The following is an 11,955-nucleotide window of genomic DNA, read 5'->3' as shown; positions in this document are numbered from 1 at the left end:
TCATGGGCAGTAGGCCACCTCGGCGCGGCAGCGCGGGCCCCACCCCGCCGCGTCCTCCCGACGTCGTCCTGCCCGACCTCGACGTGGCGGACCGCTCGGTGCTGCTGTCCGGCCGGTGGGACTGCGCCCTGGTCGACGGTGCCGAGCTGGCGCAGGCGCGACTCGAGGGGCTGCTCGTGCTGGAGAGCCTCGTGGAGGACGCCGTGCTCGACGGCGCGCTGCTGGCGGGGATGCGGTGCACCGGCAGCCGGTGGGAGCGGGTGTCGGCCGTGGCCGCGGACGGCGCGCGCACGCAGTGGGCCGACACCGAGGTGGCGGACGCCCGGCTGTCAGCGCTGGGGCTGGGCGGTGCGCGGCTCGACAGGGTGGTCCTGCGGCGCTGCCGGCTCGACAGCGCGCTGCTGCGCGACGCGGCGCTGACCGACGTGGTCCTCGACGGGTGCGACCTGCGCGGCGCTGACCTGCGGGGCGCGGCGCTGCGGCGGGTGTCGTTCGCGGGGTCGGACCTGACCGGCGCCGACCTGTCGGGCGCGCGCTGCGAGGACGTCGACCTGCGCGGCGCGACCCTGGAGGAGCTGCGCGGTGCGGACGGGTTGCGCGGCTGCACGGTCGACGCGGTGCAGCTGGTGGGCCTGGCGCCCGTGCTGGCCGCCCACGTCGGCCTGCGCCTCCTCTGACGTCCCCCCGTCCGCGCTCTTCCCGCACTTTCCGCGGGAAGTGCGGGAAGGAGGGTGGTCCTTGGCGCACTTTCCGCGGGAAGTGCGGTGAAGGGGCGCCCTCAGGGGGTGAGGGCCCCGGAGAGCAGCCGGTCGGCGGCCTCGCGGCTGCCCGCCAGCGCCAGACGGCCGCTGGCCAGCTCGGCCTCGAGCGCGGTGCGCCGCCACAGCAGGAGCAGCAGCGCCGGTGCCGGTCCGGTCAGCTCCGCCGCCGGCTCGGAGCCCTGGCCCAGCACGCACCGGCCCGACGTGCTCTGCAGCGCCAGGGCGCCCGGCAGGGGCGGCGTGCGTCCCAGCCGCACCTGCCGCGGGAGCACGACGTCGGCGACCTCGGCCACGCCGTCGGCGGCGACGCCGTCCTCCAGCCACGCTGCCGGGTCGGGCGCCGCCCCCAGTCCCGCGGCTGCCAGCGCGGACTCCGCGTCCCAGCGGTGCAGCGCCGTCTCGAGCACCTGCCGACGGCCCCAGAAGGCCGCGGTGGCCGGCGCCTCCGGCACCGCGAAGGTCCAGCAGGGCCGGGTCGGCGGCGTCGCGCGCAGCGCCGCCACGAGCGCCGCGGCGCCGGCGGTGAACCAGCCTCGGACCTCACTGTCGTCCTCGGGACCGCCGGGCTCGTCGCCCGGGTCGCCGTCGGGCGGCGCGGCCAGGGCCGCAGCGGCCCAGCGGTGCACCCCACCGGTGTGGCGCGCCAGGTCGACGAGGCTCCACCCCGGGCAGGCGGGGACCGGGGCCTGCAGCGCCCCCGGCGCCAGGAGCGCGGCGAGGGCTGCTGCCTCCCGCTCGACGAGGTCGGCGGCGCGGTGGTTCTGCACGCGCGGACGCTAGCGGCACCGGCGCCGCGGCGGCAGGTCCCGGCCTGCCACACCGGCCACAAGATCCTGACACGCTCGTCGTGACGCAGCGTTGACTCGTGGGCGATCGACCCGCTACGGTCCTGCCCAGGTCATGAGCGCCAGCGCCAAGCCCCGGCTCGCTGGCCGGCAACCCTGCTCGTCATGGGGTGCTCCGGGTGAAGACCAGGTCCGTTCCCACCGGCACGGGCAAGGACGACTCAGAGGAGCCGACGTGCACACGCACGCCATGACCAGCGACGACTGTCGCTGGCGACGCGCCTGACCGCAGCCCGCTGACCGGCCGGCACCCCCGGCCCCGGCGAACGCACCGCTCGACGCCCTCCCCTGCGGGACGCCGGCAGCGGTGGCTGCACCGCGCGTCGCACTCTCCGCGCTGCTCCCCCCAGCGTCCCACTCGCCACCGCTCGCAGTCACTCTGCGTGACCGTCGAGCGGCGATGCCCCCTGCCCGGAACACCCCACCCACACCCCTGGAGGCCACGGTGATCGAGCCGTGATCGAGCTCAGGTCGCTCACCAAGACCTACGGCGAGGGCCAGCACGCCACCACCGTGCTGGACTCCCTCGACCTGACGGTCGCCCCCGGCGAGATCACCGCCGTCGTCGGCCCGTCCGGCGCCGGCAAGTCGACGCTCGCCGCCTGCGTCACGCTCCTCGAGCGCCCCACGTCCGGTGCGGTGCTCGTCGGCGGCCGCGACCTCACCTCCCTGTCCGAGAAGGACCTGCGCGAGGCCCGCCGCGGCATCGGCACCGTGTTCCAGGCCGACGGCCTGCTGACCCGCCGCACCGCCGCGCAGAACGTCGAGCTGCCGCTGAAGCACCTCGGCGTGGTGCCTGCGCAGCGCAGGGCGCGCGTCGCTGAGCTGCTGGAGCGCGTCGGCCTGGCCGACAAGGCCCACCGCTACCCGCACGAGCTGTCCGGCGGCCAGCGCCAGCGCGTGGGCATCGCCCGCGCCCTCGCGCTGCGGCCGAGCGTGCTGCTCTCCGACGAGGCCACCTCCGGCCTGGACCCGCAGGCCACGGCGAGCATCGTCGCGCTGCTCAAGGAGCTGCGCGACGACCTGCAGCTGGCCGTCCTGTTCATCACCCACGAGATGGACACCGTCGTCGCGGTGGCCGACACGGTCGCCCGGCTCGACCACGGCCGCATCGTCGAGCACGGCGCCCTGGTGGACCTCCTCCACACCCCGGCGTCCCCGCTCGGCCGGGCGCTGCTGCCGCGCCGCGCGCACGCCGGCTCGCTCGACGACGGATCGCGCGCGCTGCGATCGACGTGGGTGGTCAGCCACGCCGGCAACCGCGTCCCGGCGGACTGGCTGGTCCGCGCCTCCCGCGCCCTGGGCACCGACCTGGAGCTGCTCGGCGCGTCGCTGAGCACCGTGGCCGGGGTGGCCGTGGGCCACGCCGTCGTCGGCGCCCCGGCGCACCTGGACGACGACGACGTCGAGGCCGCCCTCATCGGCCTCGGGCTGCACGCCCAGCGCGAGGCCTCCGACGCCGCCGAGCAGCGCGCCGCCGCCCAGACGCTCGGACAGACCCTGGAGGTCGTCGCATGAGCGCGGTCTTGACGGCGACCAGCACCGACCTGACCTGGGCGGAGATCCCCGCCCTCGTGCTGCCGGCCCTGGGCGACACGCTGGTCATGGTGGGCGTGACGATGGCGATCGTCGTCGTCCTCGGGGTGCCCCTGGGGGTCGCGCTCGACGCGCTCGGACCCGGCGGCCTCACCCCGCGCCCGGTGCTCCACAAGGTGCTGTCGGCCGTGGTGAGCGTGGGCCGGTCGCTGCCGTTCCTCATCCTCATGGCCGCGCTCGTGCCGTTCACGCGGTTCGTCACCGGCACCAACATCGGCATCCCCGCCGCGGTGGTGCCGATGGCTCTGGCCGGCACGGCGTTCTTCAGCCGCATCGTGGAGAACTCGCTGCGGTCGGTGCCGCCGTCGCTGGTCCGGGTGGCCCGCGCGTCCGGCGCCTCGCCGCTGCAGGTGCTCACCAGCGTGAAGCTCTCCGAGGCCGTCCCCTCGATCCTCGGCGGCCTGACCATCAACACCATCGCGATGATCGAGTACTCGGCCATCGCGGGCACCATCGGCGCCGGCGGCATCGGCTACGTGGCCGTCACCTACGGCTACCAGCGGTTCGACCACAACGTGATGATCACCACGATCGTCGTGCTGGTCGCCCTGGTCGCCGCCGTCCAGGCCCTCGGCGACGCCGCCGTGCGCGCCACCACCCCGCACTCGCGCCGCCGCCTCCCGCGCCAGCGCAGCAGCTCCACCGGCGCGGCGCCCTCGCCGTCGTCGTCCTCCGCCACCCAGACCAGCACCAGCGCGTCCTCGAAGGAGCTCTCCGATGTCCACCACTGAGACCCGCCCCAGCACAGGCGGCACCGGCAGCCCCGACGGCCACGGCTTCGAGGTCCGCAAGCGCAAGCGGTGGCCGTGGATCGCCGGCGGCACCGTCGCGGTGCTCGCGGTGGCCAGCGCCGTCGTCGTCCCCCGCCTCGGCGGCACCGAGACCGCCAACACCACGCCGGGCGCCACGCTCTACGTGGCCACGGCCGAGGGCAACGCCCGCGAGCAGGCGCTCATCGAGTACATCGCCGAGGACGTCGCACCCGACCACGGCATCAAGGTCGCCTTCAAGGCCCTGGCGGACTCCAACACCATCAACCGCGCCGTGAGCGACGGCGAGGTGGCGGGCACCATCTACCAGCACAAGCTGTGGCTGGGGCAGGTCCTCGAGGCCAACCCCGACTTCACGGAGGAGGCCGCGACGCCGGTCTTCCGCTGGGGCTTCGGGCTGTGGTCGGCCAAGTGGAAGACGCCGCAGGAGATCCCCCAGGGCGGCACGGTCTCGCTGTACTCCGACCCCGCCAACGAGGCGCAGGGCCTGTACGTGCTGCAGCAGGCCGGGCTCATCACCCTCAAGGACGGCGTGGACGTCGGCTCGGCCACGGTCGACGACATCGCGTCCAACCCCAAGGACCTGGAGTTCACGCTGCTCGACTTCGGCGCGCAGAGCCGGGCCCTGCCCGACCTCGACGCCGCCGTCGGCTACACCGAGTACTACCTCGCGGCGAAGATCCCGCTCGAGCAGCAGATCTTCGCGCCGACCCCGCCGGACGAGTTCGCCGGGCAGCTGACCATCGGCTCCACGTGGAAGGACTCGGACAACATCAAGGCCCTCGTCGAGACCTTCCAGGACCCGAAGGTCCAGGAGTTCCTCGCCAACGACCCGTCCGTGAAGGGCGTGCTGCTGCCGCTCGACGCCAGCTGACCCACCCCCTCTCCTCGCACTCGCGCACCCGAGTGCGGCTCCAGACCCACTGGAAGCCGCACTCGGGTGCGCGAGTGCGTGAGGTGGGTGGGGTTCGTGCCCTGGTGCGGCCACCGGGAGCGTGCCTAGGGTCACGGGTGTGAGCGAGCAGACTCCCGAGCCCACCCCGATCGACACCGAGGTCGTCAGCGCCCTGCGCGAGCGCTACCCCGTCCGCATCGGCGTCCAGGTCCAGCCGCAGCACTCCGACTACGCCGGCATCCGCCGCACCGTGGCCGCCGTGGAGGAGGCCGGCGTGGACGTCGCCTTCAACTGGGACCACTTCTACCCGCTGTACGGCGAGCCCGAGGGCCTGCACTTCGAGTGCTGGAGCCTGCTCGCGGCCTGGGCGGAGGCCACCGAGCGCGTCGAGATCGGCGCCCTGGTCACCTGCAACAGCTACCGCAACCCCGAGCTGCTGGCCGACATGGCCCGCACCGTCGACCACATCTCCGCGAAGAGCGGCGAGGGCCGGCTCATCCTCGGCATCGGCTCCGGCTGGTTCGAGAAGGACTACGACGAGTACGGCTACGAGTTCGGCACCGCCGGCGGCCGCCTGGACGCCCTCGGCGAGGCCCTCCCCCGCATCGAGAGCCGTCTGAGCAAGCTCAACCCGGCGCCCACCCGCCACATCCCCGTGCTCATCGGCGGTGGCGGTGAGAAGAAGACGCTGCGCATGGTCGGCAAGCACGCCGACGCCTGGCACTCCTTCGGCGACGCCGAGACCTTCACCCGCAAGAGCGGCGTCCTCGACCGGTGGGCCCGCGAGGCCGGCCGCCAGCCGGTGGACGTCGAGCGCAGCATCGGCGTGGAGGGCACCGCCGACCCGGCGGAGCAGGGCGAAGAGCTGCTGCGCCGCGGCGCCACGCTGTTCACCATCGGCGCCGGCGGACCCGACTACGACTTCGGCCGCCTGCGCGACTGGCTCGCCTGGCGCGACGAGAAGAACGCCTGACCACCAGCGTCCGTGATCATGGGCAGCCGGCCACCGACCAGCGAGGTGGCCGACCGTCCATGATCACGGCGGGTGGGTAGCGTTCGGGCGTGTCCCAGCCCGACCCGCAGCACCACCGCACCCTGCTCGCGACCCTCACCGGCACGGACAGGCCCGGCGTCACCGCGGCAGTGCTGGGGGCGCTGGCCGGCCGCGGCCTGGAGGTGCTCGACGTCGAGCAGCACGTGGTCCGCGGCCACCTGACGCTCGCGCTGCTCACCACCTGCGGCCCTTCCACCGGTGACGAGGACGACGGCGAGCGCGCCGCCGAGGTGGCCGGAGAGCTCGGCAGGGCGCTGCGCGCCGCCGCCGCCCCCTTCGACCTGGCCGTGACCACCGCGCCCGGCGGAAGCGGGGAGGACGAGGCCGCGGGCGTCGTCGTCGCCAGCCACCCGCGCTCGCACGTCACGGTGCTGGCCGCGCCGCTGCGGCCCGAGCAGCTGGCGCTGGTCGCGGGCACCGTGGCGCAGGCGGGCGCGTCCATCGACGCCGTCCGCAGCCTGGCCACCGCCACCCCCGACCACCCGGTGACCTGCCTGGAGCTCGACGTGCGCGGCGCCGAGCCGGCTGCGCTGCGGCGCGACCTGGCCGCCGTCGCCGCGAGCGCCGGGGTGGACGTGGCGGTCTCCCCGGCGGGGCTCGTGCGGCACGGGCGGCGGCTGGTGGTGCTCGACGTGGACTCGACGCTCATCCAGGACGAGGTCATCGAGCTCATCGCCGCGCACGCCGGCCCGGACGCCCAGCGCGCGGTGGCGGAGGTGACCGAGCGGGCGATGCGCGGCGAGCTGGACTTCGCCGAGTCCCTCCACGAGCGCGTGAAGGCGCTGGCCGGTCTGGACGCGCGGGTGCTGGCCGACGTGCGGGCGTCGGTGCGGCTCACGCCCGGTGCGGAGGTGCTGTGCTCGGTGCTGCAGCGGCTCGGGTTCGTCATGGCGCTGGTCTCGGGCGGGTTCGCCGAGGTCGTGGAGCCGCTGGCCGCGAGCCTGGGCATCGCGCGGGTGCGCGCCAACCGCCTGGAGGTGGTGGACGGGAGGCTCACCGGCCGGGTGCTGGGCGACGTCGTCGACAGGGCCGGGAAGGCCACCGCGCTGCGCGAGTTCGCCCGCGCGGAGGGCCTCGACCTGGACCGCACGGTGGCCGTCGGCGACGGCGCCAACGACCTCGACATGATCGCCGCCGCGGGCCTGGGCGTGGCCTTCAACGCCAAGCCGCTCGTGCGCGAGCAGGCCGACACGTCGGTCAACAACCCCTACCTCGACAGCGTGCTGCACCTGCTCGGCATCTCCCGCGAGGAGGCCGACGAGGTGCGCCGCTCCCGCGAGGAGCAGGCGGAGCTGCTCGGCGCGGTGGCGCTGCGGCCGCTGGTCCGCGAGGACTTCCCCCTGCTCGCCCGCTGGCTCGACGAGCCGCGCGTGGCCCGCTGGTGGCCGGACCCGCACGCCCCCGAGGACCTCGAGCGCGACTACGGCCCCGGCATCGACGGGACCGACCCGATCTCGCTGGCGCTGGCGCTGACGGCCGGGGGCCGTGCCTTCGCCTTCGTGCAGACCTACTCCTACGACGACGAGCCCGACAGCCGCGCGGCGCTGGAGGCCCTGCTGCCGGTGCCGGCCGGGGCGCTGGGGATCGACTACCTCATCGGCGAGCCCGACCTGCAGGGCCGCGGCCTCGGCGCCGCGGTCATCGGTGCCGCCGTAGCGGAGGGCTTCGCGCGCCACCCGGAGGCCGGTGAGGTGCTCGTGTCGGTGGCGCTGGGCAACCGCGCCTCCTGGCGGGCGCTGGAGAAGGCCGGGTTCGAGAGGGCCGCGGAGGGCGAGATGGCGCCGGACAACCCCCTCGACGCCCGCGACCACGTCGTGTACCGCCTGCGGCGCTCCGCGGACGGGCCGCGCGACGGCTCGACGAGCGCGCCCGGTGCTGCTGGGATGGGCGCGTGAGCACCTTCAGCGCGGGCTTCACCGGGCGGCGCGGGCGCGACCCCCGCCTGCCCCCGGGCCAGTACGACGTCGGCAGCTCCTGGCCGGTGCTGACCGCGGAGGCGACGCCCAACGTCAGCACCGACACGTGGAGCTTCCGGGTGGACGGCGAGGTGGCCGCGCCCCGGACGTGGTCGTGGGAGGACGTGCACGCGCTGCCGGGCTCGTCCTACGAGGGCGACATCCACTGCGTCACCACCTGGAGCAAGCTCGGCACGAGCTTCACCGGGGTCAGCCTCGACGCCCTGCTCGACCAGGTCGAGGTGCTCCCCAGCGCCACGCACGTGCTGGCGTGGAGCAGCAGCGGCTACACCACCAACCTGCCCCTGGCCGACGTCACCGGCGGGAAGGCGTGGCTGGTGTGGGAGCACGAGGGGAAGCCGCTGACCGCCGAGCACGGCGGGCCGGTGCGCATGCTCGTGCCGCACCTGTACTTCTGGAAGTCCACCAAGTGGGTCGCGGGCCTGCGCCTGCTCGACCACGACGAGCCGGGCTTCTGGGAGCGCAACGGGTACCACGACCGCGGCGAGCCGTGGGCCGAGCAGCGGTACGCCGGTGACTGACGGGCTGCCGCAGCTCCCCGAGCTCCCGCAGCTCGACTCCCCGCGCCGCCGCGTCCCCCCGACCGGCGCCAAGCGCTCGTGGCAGACCGGCACGGTCACCGAGGTGCGGCGGGAGACCCCTCACGCGTCGACGTTCCGCGTGCAGCTCGCCGAGTGGCAGCCCCACCTGCCGGGGCAGAACTACCTCGTGCGCCTCACCGCGCCCGACGGCTACCGCGCGCAGCGCTCCTACAGCGTCGCGAGCCCCCCGGAGGACCCGGGGGTGGTCGAGCTGACCGTCGACAGGCTTCCGGACGGAGAGGTGTCGGGGTACCTGCACGAGCACGTCGCCGTCGGCGACGCCCTCGAGGTCCGCGGCCCGTTCGGGGGCTGGTTCGTGTGGCGCGGCGACAGGCCGGCGCTGCTGGTCGGCGGGGGGTCGGGCCTGGTGCCGCTGGTCTGCGTGTTGAGGTCGCGGGCGGCTCGGCTCGCCGTCGGGCGCGAGAGCGCGCCGGTGCACCTCGTCGCGGCGGCGCGCACCCACGAGGAGCTGTTCTACGCCGACGAGCTCACCGGCGCCTTCGCCGGCTGCACCACCGTCGTGCTGTCCCGCGAGGACGACGACGGTCCCGGGCGCAGCGGCCGCCCCGCCGGCCGCCTGCGCGCCGAGGACCTGCTCCCCCACGCCGACCGCCTCGGCGCCCTCGCCGGCGAGGCCGACGTGTTCCTCTGCGGGTCCACGCCCTTCACGACGGCGGCCGAGCAGCTGCTGCTGGAGGTCGGCGTGCCGGCGGAGTCGGTCCGCGTGGAGCGCTTCGGCCCCTCCTGACCCGCCCCCCGTCCTCGCAGCCGGGCGCCCGGCTGCGGTGCACAGGGACGCGGTGGGTGAGGATGGTTCTCATGTCGAGCGTCCGCCTGCTGCGCCGCGCCAGCCCGCTGGTGCGCCTGCTGGTGCTCAGCCAGCTCGCCTTCAACACCGGCTTCTACCTGGTGCTCCCCTTCCTCGCGGTGCACCTCGCGAGCGACCTCGCGCTCGCCGCCGGCACCGTCGCCCTCGTGCTGGGGCTGCGCACCGCCAGCCAGCAGGGCCTCTTCGTGGTCGGTGGGGTCCTGGCCGACCGCTTCGGTCCCCGCCCGCTCGTGCTCACCGGCTGCGCCGTGCGCGTCGCCGGTTTCGTGCTCCTCGCGACGACGACGAGCGCCGCCGGCGTCATCGCCGGCGCCCTGCTCACGGGCGTGGCCGCGGCGATGTTCTCCCCCGCCGTCGAGTCCGAGCTGGCGCGCGCCGCCGGGGCGCCCGGGGCGGGTCTGGACCGGCGCGAGGCGTTCGGCCTGTTCTCGGTGGCCGGCCAGGTCGGCGCGCTGGCCGGCCCGGTGCTCGGCTCGGCACTGCTGCTCGTCGGCTTCCGGGCCACCTGCCTCGTGGCGGCTGCGGTGTTCGTCGTCGTCCTTCTCGGCCACTGGCGGCTGCTCCCCCGCCGCGCAGGGGATGCCGACGGCAGGGTCGACCGGGCCGACGACGAGCAGCGTCCGCCGTTGGTGGCGGGCGCGGCGGCGGCGCTGCGGGAGCCGGTGTTCCTGGCCGTCGCGCTGGCGCAGGCCGGCTACCTCGTGGTCTACAACCAGCTCTACCTGACCCTGCCGCTGGAGCTGGACCGCGCGGGCGTGCCGCGGGACACCGCCGACGCGGCCGTCGGGGTGCTCTTCGCGGCCTCGGCGGCGCTCGTGGTGGTGGGGCAGATGCCCGTGCTCCGCTGGACCTCTCACCGCTGGTCGGCGCCCACTGCGCTGCTGGCCGGCCACGGCCTGCTGGTGGCCGCGGTGCTGGCGGGCGCCGCCTCCCGGCAGGTGGGCGGTCCCGTCGCGGCACTGGCCGGCGCCGCCGCCCTCGTGGTCCTGGTCACGGCGGGACAGGTGCTCCTCATGCCGGTCGGGCGCGACGTGGTCGCGGCGCTCTCCCCCGCGCGCGACCTGGGCGCGCGCTACGGCCTGGTGTCCACCTGCGGCGGCGTGGCCGTGCTGCTGGGCAGCTGGCTGGTGGGCTCCGTGGTGGACGCCTCGGACGCGGCCGGCCCGGCCAGGGCACTGCCCTGGCTGGTGCTGGCGGTGTTCCCGCTGCTCAGCGCAGGGCTCGTGGCGGGGGTCCGGCGCCACCTGGGCACCCCCGTCGACGAGCCCCCCAGCGACGACAGGGTCACGGCCAGCACGGACAGCGCCACGAGGGAGGCAGCCGGAGCGAGCACCGCCCAAGGCGCGCGCTCCACGTAGGGCATCCCCTCCGCCAGCACCAGGCCCCAGTCGGGCGCGGGCGGCTGCGGCCCCAGCCCCAGGAAGCCCAGCGACGCCAGCGCCAGCGCGACCCCCGGCAGGCGCAGCGCCGCGTGGCGCAGCACGGGGGGAAGCACGTCGGGCAGCACGTGCAGGAGGAGCAGGCGGGCCCGGCCGACGCCGAGCAGCGGCAGCACCCGCACGTGCGGCTGGGCGCGCGCCTCTGTGACCAGCGCTGCGGTGTGCGCCGCCAGCGGCGCCCAGGAGACGACGAGCACGGCGACCGCCGCGCTCCCCGTCAGCCCCCTGCTGGGCCCGAGCACCGCCGCGGTGACGAGCCCCGCGAGCACCGGTGGGGCCGCGTTGGTGACCTCGACGGGGCCCGTGGACAGCCGCGGCAGCAGCCCGGCTGCGACACCGATGACCGCGGCGAGCGCGCAGACGAGCACCGCGGTGCCGACGGTGGAGGCGGCGCCGTGCCCGACGCGGGCCAGCAGGTCGCGCCCGGAGGCGTCCGCGCCCAGCGGCAGCGCGAGGGTCGGCGCGGCCAGCCGGGCGTGCTCGGGCGCGTACGGGTCGCGCAGCAGACCGGCGGCCGTGGTGCCGACCAGCAGCACCGCGCAGACCACGGGCACCGCCCGGGCGCCCCGGCCGCGAGCGGCGCCCGGCTCGGCCACGGACAGCCCCGCCACCCGCAGCGCGCGCCCCAGCACGGCGCCCCGCAGGAGGGCGGCGCCGGCCCCGCAGGCGGTGCCGACCACGAGCAGCGCCAGCACGCACCCCTGCAGCAGCGGAGCGTCCTGGGCGGCGGCCGCCCCCAGCGACGTCCGCCCGATGCCGGGCACGGCGAAGACGCGCTCGACGGCCACGGCCCCGCCGGCCAGGCCGACGAGCACCATGCCCACCTGCGGCGCCACACCGGGCACGGCGCGCAGCAGCAGGCCGCCGACCAGGCGCCCCCGCGTGGTGCCGGCGGTCGCCCACGTCGCCGCCCACGGCTCGGCCGCGGCCGAGCTCACGGCGTCGGACAGCAGGCGGCCCAGCAGCCCGCCGGCGGGCAGGCCGAGGGCCAGCGCCGGCAGCACCGCGTGCTGCGGCCCCTCCCAGCCGTAGGGCGGCAGCCAGCGCAGGTGCACGGCCACCACCACGAGCAGGGCCGTGGCCAGCAGGAACTCCGGCAGGGACGTCAGCAGCGCCGCCGCTGCGCCGCCGCTGCGGCGCGGCTCGCCCCGCACGGCGCCGCGCAGCGCGGGGACGACGACGAGGGCGGCGACCACCGCGGCCACCGCG

The 11,955-nt window shown here is 76.1% G+C and carries 10 protein-coding genes, 1 pseudogene and 1 riboswitch; of the genes and pseudogenes, 9 read left to right on the top strand and 2 right to left on the bottom strand.

Annotated elements, in window-relative coordinates; translation table 11 throughout:
- Positions 1-2 precede the first annotated feature (2 nt).
- A complete protein-coding gene (locus FHN55_RS07830) occupies positions 3-677 on the top strand; it encodes a pentapeptide repeat-containing protein (protein ID WP_139711763.1) in 675 nt (224 codons plus the stop codon).
- A gap of 101 nt (positions 678-778) precedes the next feature.
- Here the strand turns inward: FHN55_RS07830 and FHN55_RS07825 are convergent, their stop codons facing one another.
- Positions 779-1,528, bottom strand: coding sequence for a maleylpyruvate isomerase N-terminal domain-containing protein (locus FHN55_RS07825; protein WP_139711762.1), 750 nt, complete (start codon positions 1,526-1,528; stop codon positions 779-781).
- A gap of 129 nt (positions 1,529-1,657) precedes the next feature.
- A riboswitch (SAM riboswitch) is annotated at positions 1,658-1,769 on the top strand.
- Positions 1,770-2,062: 293 nt separating this feature from the next.
- Here FHN55_RS07825 and FHN55_RS07820 point away from each other — a divergent pair.
- The 8 genes and pseudogenes from FHN55_RS07820 to FHN55_RS23655 all read left to right on the top strand — a co-directional run.
- Entirely contained in the window at positions 2,063-3,124 is a 1,062-nt protein-coding gene (locus FHN55_RS07820) for a methionine ABC transporter ATP-binding protein (RefSeq protein WP_139711761.1), read from the top strand.
- Entirely contained in the window at positions 3,121-3,933 is an 813-nt protein-coding gene (locus FHN55_RS07815; RefSeq protein WP_139711760.1) for a methionine ABC transporter permease, read from the top strand. Before FHN55_RS07820 ends, FHN55_RS07815 begins: the two co-directional genes overlap by 4 nt.
- Positions 3,920-4,846 (top strand): MetQ/NlpA family ABC transporter substrate-binding protein, encoded by a 927-nt coding sequence (locus FHN55_RS07810; protein ID WP_139711759.1) that lies wholly within the window; start codon positions 3,920-3,922, stop codon positions 4,844-4,846. Before FHN55_RS07815 ends, FHN55_RS07810 begins: the two co-directional genes overlap by 14 nt.
- A gap of 139 nt (positions 4,847-4,985) precedes the next feature.
- A complete protein-coding gene (locus FHN55_RS07805; protein ID WP_218974446.1) occupies positions 4,986-5,840 on the top strand; it encodes an LLM class F420-dependent oxidoreductase in 855 nt (284 codons plus the stop codon).
- Positions 5,841-5,929: 89 nt separating this feature from the next.
- On the top strand, positions 5,930-7,816 hold the full coding sequence (gene serB, locus FHN55_RS07800) for a phosphoserine phosphatase SerB (protein ID WP_139711758.1): 1,887 nt from the start codon (positions 5,930-5,932) through the stop codon (positions 7,814-7,816).
- On the top strand, positions 7,813-8,418 hold the full coding sequence (locus FHN55_RS07795; protein WP_139711757.1) for a sulfite oxidase-like oxidoreductase: 606 nt from the start codon (positions 7,813-7,815) through the stop codon (positions 8,416-8,418). Before serB ends, FHN55_RS07795 begins: the two co-directional genes overlap by 4 nt.
- A complete protein-coding gene (locus tag FHN55_RS07790) occupies positions 8,411-9,226 on the top strand; it encodes an FAD-binding oxidoreductase (protein ID WP_257570790.1) in 816 nt (271 codons plus the stop codon). The genes FHN55_RS07795 and FHN55_RS07790 overlap by 8 nt, the downstream gene beginning before the upstream one ends.
- 62 nt (positions 9,227-9,288) lie before the next feature.
- A pseudogene (locus FHN55_RS23655) lies at positions 9,289-10,266 on the top strand (MFS transporter); the annotation flags it as partial.
- A 113-nt stretch (positions 10,267-10,379) separates the two neighbouring features.
- Here FHN55_RS23655 and FHN55_RS07780 read toward each other — a convergent pair.
- The coding region (locus FHN55_RS07780; protein WP_139711755.1) for an ABC transporter permease subunit at positions 10,380-11,955 on the bottom strand (1,576 nt) is incomplete at its 5' end.

The organism is Streptomyces sp. NP160 (assembly GCF_006335115.1).
Lineage (GTDB): Bacteria > Actinomycetota > Actinomycetes > Actinomycetales > Quadrisphaeraceae > Quadrisphaera.
The sequence above is the reverse complement of the archived record's forward strand: the minus strand, read 5'-3'. Positions and strand labels throughout refer to the sequence as shown.

Excerpts from the sequence above, each read along its gene's own strand:
- FHN55_RS07830 (WP_139711763.1), top strand. The coding sequence starts at position 3 with ATGGGCAGTAGGCCACCTCGGCGCGGCAGCGCGGGCCCCACCCCGCCG.
- FHN55_RS07815 (WP_139711760.1), top strand. The coding sequence starts at position 3,121 with ATGAGCGCGGTCTTGACGGCGACCAGCACCGACCTGACCTGGGCGGAG.
- FHN55_RS07810 (WP_139711759.1), top strand. The coding sequence starts at position 3,920 with ATGTCCACCACTGAGACCCGCCCCAGCACAGGCGGCACCGGCAGCCCC.